This window comes from Allobranchiibius sp. GilTou38, from assembly GCF_017565325.1.
Lineage (GTDB): Bacteria > Actinomycetota > Actinomycetes > Actinomycetales > Dermatophilaceae > Allobranchiibius > Allobranchiibius huperziae.
This window is the reverse complement of the sequence record NZ_JAGEKN010000017.1, coordinates 32,484-47,710: the sequence shown is the minus strand read 5'-3', so window position 1 is coordinate 47,710 and position 15,227 is coordinate 32,484. Positions and strand designations below refer to the sequence as shown.

Below are 15,227 nucleotides of genomic sequence, written 5' to 3'. Positions count from 1 at the left end.
CGCGCTCACTCGACGGTGACGGACTTCGCGAGGTTGCGCGGCTGGTCGACGTCCAGCCCCTTCGCGGTCGACAGCTCCAGCGCGAAGACCTGCAGCGGCACGACCGTCAGCAGCGGCTGCAGCATCGGGCTGGTGCGCGGCACCCGGATGACCTCGTCGGCGAACGGCACGACCGCCTCGTCGCCGTCCTGGGCGATGACCAGCGTGCGAGCGCCGCGGGCGCGGATCTCCTGGATGTTGGAGACGACCTTGCCGTGCAGGCCGTACGGCGTGTCCGGGCCGGGCACGATCACGAAGACGGGCTGGCCCGGCTCGATGAGCGCGATCGGCCCGTGCTTGAGCTCTCCGGCCGCGAACCCTTCGGCGTGGATATAGGCCAGCTCCTTCAGCTTCAGCGCGCCCTCCATGGCCACCGGGAAGCCGACCTGCCGGCCGAGGAAGAGCACCGAGCGGGTGTCGGCCATGAAGTAGGCGATCTCGCGCACCCGACCCAGCCGCCCGAGCAGCTCCTCGATCTTGGCGGGCACCTCCTGCAGCTCCGCGAGCACATCGCGAGCGCTGTCGGCGTAGGTGTCGCCCTTCAGCTGCGCCAGGTAGAGCCCCAGCACGTAGCAGGCGGTGATCTGCGCGAGGAACGCCTTGGTCGAGGCGACCGCGATCTCGGGCCCGGCGTGCGTGTAGAGGACCGCGTCGGACTCCCGCGGGATCGTCGAGCCGTGCGTGTTGCAGATGGAGATGGTGAGGGCGCCGAGGTCGCGGGCGTGCTTGACCGCCATCGCGGTGTCCATCGTCTCGCCCGACTGGCTGATCGAGACGACCAGCGTGCGCTCGCTGACGATCGGGTCGCAGTAGCGGAACTCGTGCGCGAGAGCCACCTCGACGGGGATCCGGGACCAGTGCTCGATGGCGTACTTGGCGACCATCCCCGCGTACGCCGCCGTGCCGCAGGCCACGATCGTGACACGATCGATGTCGCGCAGCTTCTCCTCCGGGATCCGCAGCTCGTCGAGCACCAGTCGTCCGGACTCGTCGGTGCGGCCGAGCAGCGTGTCGGCGACGGCGTGCGGCTGGTCGTGGATCTCCTTCTCCATGAAGGTGTCGTACCCGCCCTTCTCGGCGGCCGCGGCGTCCCAGGAGACGTGGAAGGCCTTGCCCTCCGCGGGCTTCCCGTCGAAGCCGACGACCGACACCGAGTCGGGGGTGATCGTGACGATCTGGTCCTGCTCCAACTCCAGTGCCTCGCGGGTGTGCCCGATGAACGCCGCGACGTCGGACCCGAGGAAATTCTCGCCCTCGCCGATGCCCACGACGAGCGGGCTGTTGCGCCGTGCTCCGACGACGACGCCGGGGTGGTCGGCGTGCACCGCCAGGAGGGTGAACGCGCCCTCGAGCTTCTGCACCACGTGGCGCATCGTCGAGGTGAGGTCGCCGTCGTACGACGCGTCCATCAGCTGCGCGACGACCTCTGTGTCGGTCTCACTGCCGAACTGCACGCCCTGGTCCTGCAGCCGCGTCTTGAGCGGGTGGAAGTTCTCGATGATGCCGTTGTGGATCAGTGCGAGCTTGCCGGCGGACCCGCCGCGGTGCGGGTGGGCGTTCTCGTCGGTGGGCCCGCCGTGGGTGGCCCAGCGGGTGTGGCCGATGGCGGTCCGCGACGGCGGAAGCGGCTCCCGCGCGATCAGCTCGGTGAGGTTGGCGAGCTTGCCCGACTTCTTGCGGACGTCGACGCGGGCACCCGCGCCGTCACCGTCGACGAGCGCCACACCGGCCGAGTCGTAACCGCGGTACTCGAGGCGCCCGAGGCCCTCCATGACCACGTCGAGGGCCCTTGCGTCGTCGGACCTGCCGACATATCCGACGATTCCACACATGGCCGCCAGCCTATGGCCCGTGCCCCCGCGGCCCCGGTAGAGGCCTCCTCGGGATGCGCTCCGGCGTGTCCCCCGTGCGGCCGCCTACGCCGCCCGCCCCGCAGACCGGTAAGAATGACGCCGTGCCGCGCAGCTCTGAGGTCTTCACCCCGTACGTCGAGCTGGACCGCGCCGCGTGGTCCCACCTGCGGGACGCCTCCCCCATGAGCCTGGACGCCTCGGACCTGCGACGGCTGCGCGGCACCGGTGACCGGATCGACCTGCAGGAGGTCGAGGAGGTTTATCTGCCCCTCTCGCGGCTGCTCAACTTCTATGTCGACGCCACCAAGGGCCTGCACCGGGTGACCGGTCGCTTCCTCGGCGAGCAGCAGGCGAAGGTGCCGTTCGTGATTGGGGTCGGCGGATCGGTCGCGGTGGGCAAGTCGACCACCGCACGGGTGCTGCGAGAGCTGCTCGCCCGGTGGCCCGGCACCCCCCGCGTGGACCTGGTCACCACCGACGGGTTCCTCTTCCCCAACGCCGAGCTCGAACGGCGAGGACTGTTGGCGCGCAAGGGTTTTCCCGAGTCGTACGACCGCCGGTCACTGGTGCGCTTCGTCGCGGACGTGAAGTCGGGTGCGGGTGAGGTCACCGCGCCGGTCTACTCCCACCTCACCTACGACATCGTCCCCGGCGAGCACATCACGGTGCACCGGCCCGACGTGCTGATCATCGAGGGCCTCAACGTCCTCGCCGCGCCGGACCCGCAGGCCGGCCGCGGCAACAGCCTGGCCCTGTCGGACTTCTTCGACTTCTCGGTCTACGTCGACGCGCGCGAGGAGGACATCCGCACCTGGTACGTCGATCGCTTCCTCGCGCTGCGCGCCACGGCGTTCGCCGACCCCGCGTCGTACTTCCACCGGTACGCCGCGCTCAGCGACGAGGAGGCCACGGCGCGGGCGCGGCAGATCTGGGCCGACATCAACGGCCCCAACCTGGCCGAGAACGTCCTGCCGACCCGCAGCCGCGCCTCCTTGGTGCTCACCAAGGGCGCGGATCACGGCGTACGCCGCGTCCGGCTGCGCAAGCTCTAGCCGGCCGGCACCCCACAGGGGCCCACGCCGCGCCCTCCCGGCAGCACGTACGGCGGTGCAGCGCCCACAAGGGCCCACGCGGTGCCGTTCCGTGGGATGTGGGTTCTCAGGCGGCCTGAACGACGAGCGCAACGCCGGGCTCGCGCGCCCGGGTGCAGGTTCTCGGCATCACGGTCACTTTCCTGCGCCCGCGCGGCGTGGCCAGGTGGGTTTTCGGCGGAGCGGTCACTTTCCGACTCAGGAGGTGAGCCGGGAGCGCGCGCCGGCCCGCGCGGATCCTGTCCAGGCACCCGAAGACGGGACCCGACAGCGCAGCCCACTCCTTCGGCGAGCTCAGTCGCGTCGAGCCGTCGCGTGACCCTCTGGGTCGCGGTCACCGTCGGCATCTGGGTCTCTGCGCGGTTCGGGTGATCCGGCGAAGGAGCCGTCCTCGTCCGAGGTGAACATTCCCTCGACCTCGTCGATGTCCATGTCGTCCTCGCGGACGTCGTCGTCGTGCTCGTCGTCGGTACGACGGCGACGCTCTCGAGCCCACAGGACGAAGAACACGCCCGACGCCAGTGCCAGCACGGCGAGCCCGCAGATGAGCGCCCCGAAGACGCTGTAGATGACGTGCGACGCGGACGTCGCGGGGGCGCCGTTGTTGTCGTCACCGTGGAAGCTCGGCGCCTGCGACAGCCCCCACTGCGCTCCCCCGACGGCTGCGAGCACTGCGAGGACCACGGCGACGGCCCAGTAGGCACCAGCGGCCCAGCGTCTTCCCAGAATCACCTGGTCCACGCTACGGCAGCGGTCGACCGCTCACTCACACGAACACACTGAGCAGCAGGACGAAGGCGAAACCGACCACCGAGATCACCGTCTCCATGAGCGACCAGGAGCGCAGCGTCTGACCCACGCTGAGGCCGAAGTACTCCTTGACGAGCCAGAAGCCGGCGTCGTTCACGTGACTGAAGAAGAGCGACCCGCAGCCGATCGCGAGCACGAGCAGGGACACGTGGGTGGTGCTGAGCGTGGCGGCCAGACCGCCGACGATGCCGGCCGCGGTGACCGTCGCCACGGTCGCCGAGCCGGTCGCCAGCCGGATGGCGACCGCGACCAGCCAGCCGAGCACCAGCACCGACAGGTGCGCGTCGGTCGCCCAGTCGGCGATGACCTTGGCGACGCCGGAGTCGACCAGCAGCTGCTTGAAACCGCCTCCCGCGGCGACGATCAGCATGATCCCGGCGACGCCGGCCAGACCGTCGCCGAGGGTGTCGCTGGTGCGCTGCCGGGTCATGCCGCTGCCCCGGCCGAGGACGACGTACGCGAACGCGACCGCCACGAACAACGCCACGCTCGGCGTGCCGATGACGTCGAGCACCGAGCGGAGGGTGTTGCCGTCCGCGAGCACCAGATTTCCGACCGCCGCGGGCAGCATCAGCACCACGGGGGTGAGCACGACGGCGAGCGCCGCGCCCGTCCGCGGCGTACGCGCGGTGGACTTCTCGGCGTCATCCGTGGCACGTGCACCGCCCGTGCCGCGCGCCGCCAACCCGGCGGCGTCCACCGGCACCATCTCGTTGATCACGCGAGCGAGCAGCGGGCCGGAGATGACCAACGTCGGCACGGCGACGAGCAGACCGAAGAGCAGGGTGTATCCCTGATCCGCGTGCAGGGCGCTGATGGCCGTCTCCGGCCCGGGGTGCGGAGGCACCAACCCGTGCAGGATGGACAGCCCGGCGAGGGCGGGGATCCCCACCAGCATCAGCGGCGTCTTGGTGCGCTGGGCGACCAGTACGACGATCGGCACCAAGATCACGACCCCGATCTCGAAGAACATCGGCAACCCGACCAGCGCGGCGATGAGCGCCATGCCCCACGGCAGCGCCCGGGCCGACATCCGTCCGACGACCGATTCCACCACCCGATCGGCGCCGCCGGAGACCGAGAGCAGCCGGCCGAGCATCGCGCCGAGCGCGATCAGCAGACCGACCGCGCCGGAGGTCGTGCCGAAGCCGTCCGTGAAACTCGTGATGGCGTCCGCGCCGGGGATCCAGGCCACCAAAGCCAGCACCGCCGACCCGCAGAGCAGTGCCAGGAACGGATGCAGTCGCACGGCCGCCACGAGCAGCACGACCGTGGCGATGCCCGCGAGGGCGGCCAAGATCAGCTGCAGGTGGCCCGCGGAGGAGATGGGGGCGTCGGCGGCGAGGACGGCGGCTGGCATGGACGCCACGCTATCGATGACGAAGGCCGCACCCCCGCGGTCGGGAGTGCGGCCTTCGACGGACGTCGGGGCAGCGGCGCGCCCCGATCGGTGTGGATCAGTACCAGTTGGTGGCCTGCGAGTGCGCCCACGCGCCGCAGGGCGAACCGTAGGAGCTCTTGATGTAGCCGAGACCCCACTTGATCTGGGTGGCCGGGTTCGTGCGCCAGTCGGCACCGGCGCTCGCCATCTTGCTGCCGGGCAGCGACTGCGGGATGCCGTACGCGCCGGAGGAGGGGTTGTCCGCGCTGGGGTTCCAGCCGGACTCCTTGTTCCACAGGCTGACGAGGCAGCTCATCTGGCCGGAGTTCCAGCCGTAGCTGGACAGCATGCTCGCGGCGATCGCCTGCGGGTTGCCACTCTGGACGACGGGCGCGGCGGTGGCAGGCGGCATGGCTGCCTTCTTCGCGATGGCGGCGCGCTGCGTGGCGGCGGCCTTCGCGGCTGCGGCAGCCTTGGCTGCAGCGGCCTTCTTGGCGGCGGCAGCCTTCTTGGCGGCGGTGCTCGACTTCTGCGCGGCAGCCTGGTTGGCGCGAGCAGCGGCGGCGAGGGTGGCCTGCCGGGCCAGCGACCGGGACGTGACGCTGCCGCGTGCTGCGGCGGCGCGCTTCATCAATGCGGCCTTCGCGGCCGTGTCAGCCGCGGAGTTCGCGGTGGCGGGCACCGTCGCCTGCTCGGAGCGCGTCAGCGCGTCGGTGTTCGACGCGCCGATCGTGCCGCTGGTCGAGGCGTACGCGGTGGCACTCATCGAAACGGTCGCGATCGCGGCGGAGGTGAGGACCGCAGGACGACGCAGCAGCTGAGCGCCGCCCCGCCGGGATGTGCGGTGACGGCCTACGTTGCGTGACATGGAGATGGAACAGCCTTTCGATGGGCGACACTCGGCACAGAAAAGCGGCCGGGTCGCAGCCGCTCACGGGAACCGATTCTTGCCGCTTCAACGGCGTTATCGAATCGAGACCAACAATCACCCTGCCTGACTACTTCACGCTTGTCCAATCGAGCCCCACCCTTCGCGAGCGGGAGCACCCCACCCGCCCCACGGCCCTCATCGGCACCACGGAAGCACGCACACTCACCGCATGGAAGAGCCCGGGTGCGGCCATCGGCCGCACCCGGGCTACGTCACTCAGGAATGGAGAATTCTCAGGCGTCGGGGCCTTCCAGCAGGTCGGTGACCAGTGCCGCGATCGGGCTGCGCTCGGACCGGTGCAGCGTGACGTGACCGAAGAGGGGGTTGCCCTTCAGCTTCTCGATGATCGCCGCGACCCCGTCGTGACGCCCGACGCGCAGGTTGTCCCGCTGGGCGACGTCATGGGTGAGCACGACCCGGGAGTTCTGCCCGATCCGGGACAGCACCGTGAGCAGCACGTTGCGCTCCAGGGACTGGGCCTCGTCCACGATCACGAACGCGTCGTGCAGCGACCGGCCCCGGATGTGGGTCAGAGGAAGCACCTCGAGCAGTTCGCGGTCGAGCACCTCCTCGACCACCTCGCGGGAGACGACGGCGCTCAGCGTGTCGAAGACCGCCTGGGCCCACGGGCCCATCTTCTCGTTCTCACTGCCGGGCAGGTAGCCCAGATCCTGGCCGCCGACGGCGTACAACGGGCGGAAGACGATCACCTTGCGGTGCTGGCGGCGTTCCATGACGGCCTCGAGGCCCGCGCAGAGGGCGAGCGCGGACTTGCCGGTGCCCGCGCGGCCACCCATGCTCATGATGCCGATGTCGGGATCCATCAGCAGGTCCAGCGCGATCCGCTGCTCCGCCGACCGGCCGTGCAGACCGAACGCGTCACGGTCGCCGCGCACGAGGCGCACGCTCTTGTCGGACATGACCCGGCCGAGTGCGCTGCCGCGCGGGCCGAGCAGCACCACACCGGTGTTCGTGGGAAGTTCGGCGGCCTGCGCCGACTCGACCTGGCCCGCGTCGTACAGCGCGTCCATCTCCTCGGCGGCCAGCTCGACCTCGGCGATGCCGGTCCAGCCGCTCTCCACGGCCAGCTCGGCGCGGTACTCCTCCGCGGGCAGTCCGACGGCGGAGGCCTTGACCCGCATCGGCAGGTCCTTGCTGACGACCGTGACGTCCGCGCCCTCGTTGGCCAGATTGCGCGCGACCGCGAGGATCCGGGTGTCGTTGTCACCGAGGCGGAAACCGGCGGGCAGCGACTGCGGGTCCGTGTGGTTGAGCTCCACCCGCAGGCTGCCGCGCTCCCCGATCGGCACCGGGGCGTCCAGGCGCCCGTGCTCGACCCGCAGGTCGTCCAGCATCCGCAGGGCGCTGCGCGCGAAGTAGCCCAGTTCCGGGTGGTGACGTTTGCCCTCCAGCTCGGTCACGACGACGACGGGGAGCACGACCTCGTGCTCGTGGAAGCGGTTCATCGCGCGTGGATCGGAGAGCAGCACCGAGGTGTCCAGGACATAGGTGCGGCGGGAGGGCACAGCTGCAGACGTCATGACCGACTCCTTCGCCGGCGCGGCACGGTGTCCGTGACCGGCAACTCGCGGAACGTGGCCGGGACCGGGCCCTTGCGGGTGCCGGTGCCGGCCCCCGATCCGCAGCGGGTTCGCTGCATCTGGTGGGCCTCCCGAACGCGGGGGCGTCGTGCCCTCGTGTCGAGTACGACGCTAAGGCGCCGAACCGTGAGAACGATGCAACCGGTGCCGTGTCGTGACCCGGATTCATCCGGCGTTAACACGCCGTCGTCACACCTGCCCCACCCGTCACATTCCTGCACATTTCGGCGTGCCTGCCGACCGCTCGGTGCCGGTTCGTACGACGGTGCTCAGGCGCCGAAGCGGCGCTCGCGCTCGGCGTAGGAGCGCAGTGCCCGCAGGAAGTCCACCCGCCGGAAATCGGGCCAGTAGGCCTCGCAGAAGTAGAACTCCGAGTGCGCGCTCTGCCAGAGCAGGAAACCGCCCAGCCGTTGCTCGCCGGACGTGCGGATCACCAGGTCCGGGTCGGGCTGGCCCTTGGTGTAGAGGTGAGCCGAGATGTGCTCGACGTCCAGGATCTGGGCGAGCTCCTCGATCGAGACGCCTTGGGCCGCGTGCTCGTGCAGCATCGACCGGACGGCGTCCGCGATCTCCTGCCGCCCGCCGTAGCCGACCGCGATGTTGACGATCAGGCCGGAAGTCTCCCGGGTCAGTTCCCCCGCTTCCTTCAGCACCTTCCGGGTGTGATCCGGCAGCAGATCGAGGGCACCCATGGGGTTGAGTCGCCACCGCCCGCGATCGGCGAGGTCGGCGACCACTCCCTCGATGATGGCCAGCAAGGAGTCCAGTTCGGATCCGCGCGCCGTCAGGTTGTCGGTGGACAGCAGCCACAGCGTGACGACCTCGACCCCGACCTCCTCGCACCACGTGAGCAGGGGCTCGATGTTGTCCGCACCCGCCTGCGTCCCGTGCGCCGCGTCGCCACCGCGGAGCTTCGCCCACCGCCGGTTGCCGTCCAGGATCACCCCGACGTGCCGAGGCAGATTGGCCGTCGGCAGCGACCGGGCGAGTCGACGTTCGTAGAGCCCGTACGCCAGATCGCGGACACCCCGCATCGCTAGCTCTCCCTCGTCGCTGCCCGGTCCGGGCGTTCGGCCCGTCGCGTGCCCAGGGTAGTCCGCCTCTTCGTGGCGAGGGGGTCAGCGGGCGTCCGGTGCTCGGTGCGGGCCGGTCGTGGGTGGAGTTCACCGATCCGTCGCCCGATGGTGTGGCTGTCGTCACCGCGAATGCACAGGCGCACGCCCTAGCATGACGAAGGTGATCCAGCCCATCAGCAACGCCGTCGAGACGGTGCAGCAGGAGGCCGCCGAACTGGTGCGCCTGGTCAAGCCCCGGTTGCGGGGCTGGCTGCACCTCGGGATGGTCCCGCTCACCCTGGCGGCGGCCATCGTGATGATCGTGCTCGCGCCGAGCGGCAAACCGCGCATCGGCGCCATCGTCTTCGGGGTCACGGCCCTGCTGCTCTTCACCACCTCCGCGATCTACCACCGAGGCACGTGGGGTCCGCGCGCCGGAGGCCTGCTCAAGCGGATGGACCACTCGAACATCTTCCTGATCATCGCGGGCACCTACACGCCGTTCGCACTGATGCTCCTGCCCCGTGCGCAGGCCACCACGTTGCTCGTGATCGTCTGGTCCGGCGCCATCGGCGGAGTGCTGTTCCGCACCCTGTGGGTGGGAGCCCCCCGATGGCTCTACACCCCGATCTACGTCGCGCTCGGCTGGGTGGCCGTCTTCTACTTCGTCCCGATGATGCACTCGGGCGGCGTGGTGGTGGTGACGCTGATCGCGGCCGGCGGCCTGCTCTACACCGTCGGCGCCCTCGTCTACGGCATCAAGCGCCCGAATCCCTCACCGCGCTGGTTCGGGTTCCACGAGGTCTTCCACGCCTTCACCGTGCTGGCGTTCGCGGCGCACTACACCGCGGCATCGCTGGCGATCTACACCCACCCCGGGGTCGCCTGAGGCGGTCAGCCCGGCAGATCCTCCGGACGTTTCCCGCCGGCCTCGGCCGACGCCTGCCCGCCGGCAGGTGCCCGGTCCTGCTGTGCCTTGCGGTCCGCCTCGTGCTGCATCCGCACGTTGCGCAGATGCCGGTTCATGCTGCGGTAGAGGAACCAGCAGGCCATCGCCAGCGCGAAGAGGATCAGGAACCCCCAGATTCCCGCCGTGACGTTGGTGGCCTCTTCCTCACCCACGGGCGGGCTCCGGGACGACGCGTGCGGCGACGTCGTCGATCACGAGATCGTGGGGGCCGCCCGACGCGAGCGCGTCGGCGTCCGCCTCAGTGCCGAGCCCGGCGAACAGGTCGTCCTCGTCGTCCGGCACAGGCACGTAGGACATCGCCAGATCCCATTCCTCGGTGGGCCAGATGGCGCCCTGCTCCTTGGCCGGGATCGCGAAGAACGACCCGTCCGGATCGATCTGCGTGGCATGGGCGAGCAGCGCGCGCTCGCGGACGGGGAAGTAGTCGGCGCACTGGATCCGGGTGGTGACGCGACCCTCCGGTCGGTCCTCCCAACGCTTCATCCACTCACCGAACGGCGATTCCTTGCCCGCGGCGAGCAACGCCTCGTGCATGGCGAGCATCTTGCCCCGGGAGAAGCCCCGGTCGTAGTAGAGCTTCAGCGGCTGCCAGGCGGGCCCGGCGCCCGGGTACGCCGACGGGTCGCCTGCCGCGCGGAAGGCCGCCACGGAGACGTTGTGGCACATGATGTGGTCGGGGTGGGGATAGCCGCCGTTCTCGTCGTACGTCGTCATGACGTGCGGGCGGAACGCGCGCACCACCCGCACCAGCGCCTCCGTGGTCACCTCGAGAGGCTCCAGGGCGAAGCAGCCCGCGGGTAGATCGGGCAACGGGTCGCCCTCCGGCAGACCGGAGTCGACGAAGCCGAGCCAGGTGTGCTGCACCCCGAGGATCTCCTGGGCCGCCGCCATCTCGCGGCGGCGCACCTCCGGCATGTCCCGCAGGATCTCGGCATCGTCCTTCAGCCGGGGATTGAGGATGTCGCCACGCTCGCCGCCGGTGCAGGACACGACCATCACGTCATGCCCCTCGGCGACGTAACGGGCCATGGTCGCCGAGCCCTTGCTGGACTCGTCGTCGGGATGCGCATGCACTGCCATCAGGCGCAGGCTGCCGGTCATCGTCACCTCATCGACACACGTTCACGAACACTTAAGAACAGCGCCTAGTCTTGCATCCCATGCCGATCCCTCGACCCGCGCCCGGACAGGGCAAGTGGTGGCTCATCGGCACCCTGGGGGTGCTGGTCATGAGCGCCTTCGCCATCTGGTTCGGGATCGCCGCCACTCGTGGCGTGCAGTGGTCCGACGCCGGCCACGACATCGTGAGCGACACCCGGGTGCAGGTCACCTTCGACGTGATCAACCAGAACGGCAAACCGGTCAGCTGCACCATCGAGGCGCAGGACAACGAGCACTCCCAGGTGGGGGTGACCACGGTCGATCTGCCCGCCACCCGCAAGGACGTCGTGCGCTACATCCGGACCGTCCGCACCGTCACGCGGGCGGTCACCGGCACCGTGGACAGCTGTCACTACCGCTGATCTCGACACCATGTCGCAACCCGGAACGAACGTGACATCCGGCATATGCGAGCTAAACTGGTAGATCGCATCTGGGTCCGGCCCCCGGCGCGCCACGAGACATCTCGGGCGATCCGGGTCCGGACCGCTTCATTACTCGGGCGGACAGGGCACGTGACGAAAACGGCCCGCCCGCGGGCCGCGTCCCGGCCCAGACACCCCGCACCACATCATCTGTCGCACAGCAAGGAGAAGGTCCGTGACGAGCACCACTGACGCCAGCTTCCTGACCCAGGAGGCCTACGACCGGCTCAAGGCTGAGTACGACCACCTCACCGGCGCAGGACGCACCGAGATCTCCCGCCAGATCGAGGAGGCCCGCGAAGAGGGTGACCTCAAGGAGAACGGCGGCTACCACGCCGCGCGCGAGGAGCAGGGCAAGATGGAGCTGCGCATCCGCCAGCTCGACGCCCTGCTGCGCGACGCCGTGGTCGGTGGGCCCTCCGTCAAGGAGGGCACGGTGGCCCCCGGCATGGTGGTGACCGTGGAGATGTTCGGCGAGACCGAGCACTTCCTTCTCGGCAGCCGCGAGATCGTCGGCGACTCCACCGACCTCGACGTCTACAGCGAGAAGTCCCCGCTCGGTTCGGCGATCAACGGCAAGTCGGTCGGCGAGACCACGTCGTACGAGGCGCCCAACGGCAAGAGCATCGAGGTCAAGATCACGCAGGCCACGCCCTACAAGTGAGCGCCCGCGCCTGACCCGACGACGACAGGCCCGCTCCCCCGGTGCCGGGAGAGCGGGCCTGTCGCTGTGGGGGCCGGCCTACTTGGCGACGGCCTTCTTGTAGGTCGTCGTGGCCAGCGGCACGAAGATCGCCAGGATCGCCGCCACCCAGATCACGGTGTAGAGGTCGGCGTGCCGCAGCGCCCAGGTGTAGCGGATCGCGTCCAGCTGCTGCTGGTGGGTGCCGGCCACCTTCAGCGCGAACAGGTTGCCGAAGTGGTCCCGGGCCGAGTAGGTGATGGTCGAGACCGGGTTCCACCCGGCGATCGACTTCAGCGGACCCGGCAGCGCCTGCGCGCTGGTGAACGTGTTGGCGATGAAGGTCAAGGGGAAAATCACCATGAACGAGGCGTTGTTGACGATCTCCGGGGTGCGCACCTTCAGCCCGACGTAGGCGAACAGCCAGCTCACCGAGTAGGCGAACAGCAACAGGAGCGCGAAGCCCCAGACGGCGTCCAGGACCCCGGTGCGGATCCGCCAGCCGATGATCAACCCCGTCACCGACATCACGATCAGCACGATGACGTTGTTGAGCACGTCGGACAGGGTGCGCCCGAACAGGACCGCGCCGGGGTGCATGGGCAACGTGCGGAACCGGTCGATGACGCCCTTCTGCATGTCCTCGGCCATCCCGAACCCGGTGATGGTCGCGCCGAAGACCAGCGTCTGGGTGAAGATCCCCGCGATGAGGAACTCCCGGTAGCCGCTGGCGTTGCCCGGGCCGGCGAGGCTGCCGAAGATGTAGCCGAAGAGCAGCACGAACATGATCGGCTGCAGCGTGGTGAAGACCAGCAGGTCGGGGACCCGCTTGATCTTGATCAGATTGCGCCGGGCGACGGTCAGCCCGTCGCTGAAGAACGTGGTCATCGCGATGCCCCCTGGGTGTCCTTGCTGGTGGCGGCGGACCCGTCGTCGTCCGCGGCCTCCTCGGCCGCGTGGCCCGTCATCGCCAGGAAGGCGTCGTCGAGCGTGGGACGCCGGATGCCGATGTCCTGCACCTCGATGCCCGCATCGTCGAGCCGTCGTACGGCGACCAGCAGGTCGCGCGTGCCGCCGGACACCCCCACGGTGACGCGCCGGCTGTGGTCATCGGAGGTGGCGTCTCCCCCGGCGATCGCCGCGAGCAACCCGGCGGTCTCGCCCACCCGTGCGGGGTCGAGGACCGTCACCTCGAGACGCTCGCCGCCGGCCTGCACCTTCAGCTCATCGGACGTGCCCTCGGCGATGACCACACCGCGGTCGACCACCACGATGTTGTCGGCGAGGCGGTCGGCCTCCTCCAGGTACTGCGTGGTCAGCAGCACCGACGTGCCCGCGCGGACCAGCGTGGTGATGACGTCCCACATGTCACCGCGGCTGCGCGGGTCCAGCCCGGTGGTGGGCTCGTCCAGGAAGATCACCGGTGGACGCGCCACGAGTGCCCCCGCCAGGTCGAGCCGCCGGCGCATGCCCCCGGAGTAGGTCTTGGCCGGGCGGTCGGCCGCCTCGTCCAGCCGGAAGTCCTGCAGCAGCTCCCGGGAGCGCGCGCGGGCATCCCTCTTGGACAGGTGGTAGAGCCGGCCGATCATCTCCAGGTTCTCGTAGCCCGTGAGGTACTCGTCGACCGCGGCCGACTGACCGGACACCCCGATGCAGCGGCGCACGGCCGCCGGATCCTTGATCACGTCCTGTCCGGCGACGGTCGCGTGCCCCGCGTCCGGCCGGATCAAGGTGGTCAGCATCCGCACCGTGGTGGTCTTGCCGGCGCCGTTCGGCCCCAGCACCCCCAGCACCGTCCCCTCCGGCACGTTCAACGACACCCCGTCGACAGCCTTGACCGCCTTGTAGTGCTTCACCAGACCTTCGGCGAAGACGGCGTCCCCCATGCTCAGACCTCCTCTTGGCGTGACGTCCGGCGCGGCCGGAGACTGCCCACGAACCCTCGGGGGACCGTCACGTGCGGCCATGGTGCCAGGTCGCGGTGACAACCCAGCGGATCGCACGCCGATCGATCCTTCGCAGTATCCGGGCTCACCCGAGTGCCTGCTCCAGATCCGCCACCAGGTCCTCGGCATCCTCGATCCCGACGGACAGCCGGATCAGGTCGCCCGGGACCTCCAGCTCGGTGCCGGCGACGCTGGCATGGGTCATCCGCCCGGGGTGCTCGATGAGCGACTCGACCCCGCCGAGGGACTCCCCGAGGGTCCACAGCTCGGTGCGCCCGATCGCGTCGACGGCGTGCTGTTCGCCGCCGGCCAGCTGGAAGCTGACCATCCCGCCGAAGCGCTTCATCTGACGGGCCGCGATGTCGTGCCCGGGGTGGGAGTCGAGGCCGGGGTAGTAGATGTTGGTGACGTCCTGGCGCGACTGCAGCACCTGGACGATGCGCTCGGCGTTGTCACAGTGTCGTTCCATCCGCAACGACAGGGTCTTCAATCCCCGGAGCACCAGCCACGAGTCCATCGGGCCGGAGACCGCACCGAGACCGTTCTGGTGGAAAGCGATCCGCTCGGCGGCGTCCTCGAACGCCGGGACTGCGACGTGCTCCGCCACCACGACGGCGCCACCGACGACGTCGCTGTGACCTCCGGCGTACTTGGTGGTCGAGTGGATCACGATGTCCGCGCCGAGGCTGAGCGGCTGCTGCAGGTAGGAGGAGGCGAACGTGTTGTCGACGACCAGCAGCGCACCGGCCTCGTGGGCGATGGCGGCGATGGCGGCGATATCGGCGATGCCGAGCAGCGGATTGGTCGGCGTCTCGACCCACACGAGCTTGGTGACGCCCGGGCGGATCTCGCCGCGGATGGCGTCCGCATGGGCGACCTTGGCGAGGCTGTAGTCGACGCCCCACGGCTTGACGATCTTGTCGACGAGCCGGAACGTGCCGCCGTATGCGTCGGTCGGGATGATCATGTGATCGCCCGGGCGCAACAGCCCCCGCAGGATCGCGTCCTCGGCAGCCAGACCCGAGGCGAAGGCGAATCCTCGCGCCCCGCCTTCCAGCTCGGCGATGCACTGCTCCAGTGCGGTGCGCGTCGGGTTCGCCGAGCGGGAGTACTCGTAACCCTCTCGCAGCCCGCCGACGCCGTCCTGCTTGTAGGTCGATGTCTGGTAGATGGCCGGTACGACGGCGCCGGTGCGGGGATCGGGTTCCTGGCCGGCATGGATGGCGCGGGTCGAGAAACCATGATTCGAAGAGCTCATGCCGGCAAGGCTACGGCCGTCCCT

15 protein-coding genes are annotated in these 15,227 nt (G+C 69.7%); 4 read left to right on the top strand and 11 right to left on the bottom strand.

Annotated elements, in window-relative coordinates; translation table 11 throughout:
* Positions 1 to 5: 5 nt before the first annotated feature.
* Positions 6 to 1,871 carry a glutamine--fructose-6-phosphate transaminase (isomerizing) gene (gene glmS / locus JOB34_RS16750; RefSeq protein WP_208053774.1) on the bottom strand — a complete coding sequence of 622 codons (1,866 nt, stop codon included), beginning with the start codon at positions 1,869 to 1,871 and terminating at the stop codon, positions 6 to 8.
* A 122-nt stretch (positions 1,872 to 1,993) separates the two neighbouring features.
* Here glmS and coaA point away from each other — a divergent pair, with 122 nt between their 5' ends.
* Positions 1,994 to 2,944: a type I pantothenate kinase gene (gene coaA / locus JOB34_RS16745; RefSeq protein WP_233763398.1), complete on the top strand. Its 951-nt coding sequence runs from the start codon at positions 1,994 to 1,996 to the stop codon at positions 2,942 to 2,944.
* Positions 2,945 to 3,277: 333 nt separating this feature from the next.
* On the opposite strand, the gene JOB34_RS16740 is transcribed toward coaA, so the two are convergent.
* From JOB34_RS16740 to JOB34_RS16720, 5 genes are all read right to left on the bottom strand, one after another.
* On the bottom strand, positions 3,278 to 3,715 hold the full coding sequence (locus tag JOB34_RS16740; RefSeq protein WP_208053772.1) for a hypothetical protein: 438 nt from the start codon (positions 3,713 to 3,715) through the stop codon (positions 3,278 to 3,280).
* Between the two features lie 34 nt (positions 3,716 to 3,749).
* Positions 3,750 to 5,153, bottom strand: coding sequence for a gluconate:H+ symporter (locus JOB34_RS16735; RefSeq protein WP_208053771.1), 1,404 nt, complete (start codon positions 5,151 to 5,153; stop codon positions 3,750 to 3,752).
* 97 nt (positions 5,154 to 5,250) lie between these two features.
* Positions 5,251 to 6,042, bottom strand: coding sequence for a hypothetical protein (locus tag JOB34_RS16730; RefSeq protein ID WP_208053770.1), 792 nt, complete (start codon positions 6,040 to 6,042; stop codon positions 5,251 to 5,253).
* A gap of 296 nt (positions 6,043 to 6,338) precedes the next feature.
* A complete protein-coding gene (locus tag JOB34_RS16725) occupies positions 6,339 to 7,646 on the bottom strand; it encodes a PhoH family protein (protein WP_208053769.1) in 1,308 nt (435 codons plus the stop codon).
* 329 nt (positions 7,647 to 7,975) lie between these two features.
* A complete protein-coding gene (locus JOB34_RS16720) occupies positions 7,976 to 8,740 on the bottom strand; it encodes an isoprenyl transferase (RefSeq protein WP_179479178.1) in 765 nt (254 codons plus the stop codon).
* 202 nt (positions 8,741 to 8,942) lie between these two features.
* On the opposite strand from JOB34_RS16720, the gene JOB34_RS16715 reads away from it, so the two are divergent.
* On the top strand, positions 8,943 to 9,650 hold the full coding sequence (locus tag JOB34_RS16715; RefSeq protein ID WP_347813911.1) for a hemolysin III family protein: 708 nt from the start codon (positions 8,943 to 8,945) through the stop codon (positions 9,648 to 9,650).
* Between the two features lie 5 nt (positions 9,651 to 9,655).
* Here the strand turns inward: JOB34_RS16715 and JOB34_RS16710 are convergent, their stop codons facing one another.
* Complete coding sequence (locus JOB34_RS16710) at positions 9,656 to 9,883, bottom strand: hypothetical protein (protein WP_208053767.1); 228 nt, start codon at positions 9,881 to 9,883, stop codon at positions 9,656 to 9,658.
* Entirely contained in the window at positions 9,876 to 10,832 is a 957-nt protein-coding gene (gene mca / locus JOB34_RS16705) for a mycothiol conjugate amidase Mca (RefSeq protein ID WP_208053766.1), read from the bottom strand. The genes JOB34_RS16710 and mca overlap by 8 nt, the downstream gene beginning before the upstream one ends.
* A gap of 59 nt (positions 10,833 to 10,891) precedes the next feature.
* On the opposite strand from mca, the gene JOB34_RS16700 reads away from it, so the two are divergent.
* Entirely contained in the window at positions 10,892 to 11,254 is a 363-nt protein-coding gene (locus JOB34_RS16700; protein WP_179479168.1) for a DUF4307 domain-containing protein, read from the top strand.
* A gap of 238 nt (positions 11,255 to 11,492) precedes the next feature.
* Positions 11,493 to 11,981 (top strand): transcription elongation factor GreA, encoded by a 489-nt coding sequence (greA, locus tag JOB34_RS16695; RefSeq protein WP_208053765.1) that lies wholly within the window; start codon positions 11,493 to 11,495, stop codon positions 11,979 to 11,981.
* 78 nt (positions 11,982 to 12,059) lie between these two features.
* On the opposite strand, the gene JOB34_RS16690 is transcribed toward greA, so the two are convergent.
* From JOB34_RS16690 to JOB34_RS16680, 3 genes are all read right to left on the bottom strand, one after another.
* A complete protein-coding gene (locus JOB34_RS16690; RefSeq protein ID WP_208053764.1) occupies positions 12,060 to 12,887 on the bottom strand; it encodes an ABC transporter permease in 828 nt (275 codons plus the stop codon).
* A complete protein-coding gene (locus JOB34_RS16685; protein WP_208053763.1) occupies positions 12,884 to 13,885 on the bottom strand; it encodes an ATP-binding cassette domain-containing protein in 1,002 nt (333 codons plus the stop codon). The genes JOB34_RS16690 and JOB34_RS16685 overlap by 4 nt, the downstream gene beginning before the upstream one ends.
* A gap of 145 nt (positions 13,886 to 14,030) precedes the next feature.
* Positions 14,031 to 15,203: a cystathionine gamma-synthase gene (locus JOB34_RS16680; RefSeq protein ID WP_208053762.1), complete on the bottom strand. Its 1,173-nt coding sequence runs from the start codon at positions 15,201 to 15,203 to the stop codon at positions 14,031 to 14,033.
* Positions 15,204 to 15,227: the final 24 nt, after the last annotated feature.

Coding starts and splice junctions, on each gene's coding strand:
- JOB34_RS16700 (WP_179479168.1), top strand. CDS start 10,892: ATGCCGATCCCTCGACCCGCGCCCGGACAGGGCAAGTGGTGGCTCATC.
- JOB34_RS16730 (WP_208053770.1), bottom strand. CDS start 6,042: ATGTCACGCAACGTAGGCCGTCACCGCACATCCCGGCGGGGCGGCGCT.
- JOB34_RS16685 (WP_208053763.1), bottom strand. CDS start 13,885: ATGGGGGACGCCGTCTTCGCCGAAGGTCTGGTGAAGCACTACAAGGCG.
- JOB34_RS16725 (WP_208053769.1), bottom strand. CDS start 7,646: ATGACGTCTGCAGCTGTGCCCTCCCGCCGCACCTATGTCCTGGACACC.
- JOB34_RS16735 (WP_208053771.1), bottom strand. CDS start 5,153: ATGCCAGCCGCCGTCCTCGCCGCCGACGCCCCCATCTCCTCCGCGGGC.
- glmS (WP_208053774.1), bottom strand. CDS start 1,871: ATGTGTGGAATCGTCGGATATGTCGGCAGGTCCGACGACGCAAGGGCC.
- JOB34_RS16680 (WP_208053762.1), bottom strand. CDS start 15,203: ATGAGCTCTTCGAATCATGGTTTCTCGACCCGCGCCATCCATGCCGGC.
- mca (WP_208053766.1), bottom strand. CDS start 10,832: ATGACCGGCAGCCTGCGCCTGATGGCAGTGCATGCGCATCCCGACGAC.
- JOB34_RS16690 (WP_208053764.1), bottom strand. CDS start 12,887: ATGACCACGTTCTTCAGCGACGGGCTGACCGTCGCCCGGCGCAATCTG.
- JOB34_RS16720 (WP_179479178.1), bottom strand. CDS start 8,740: ATGCGGGGTGTCCGCGATCTGGCGTACGGGCTCTACGAACGTCGACTC.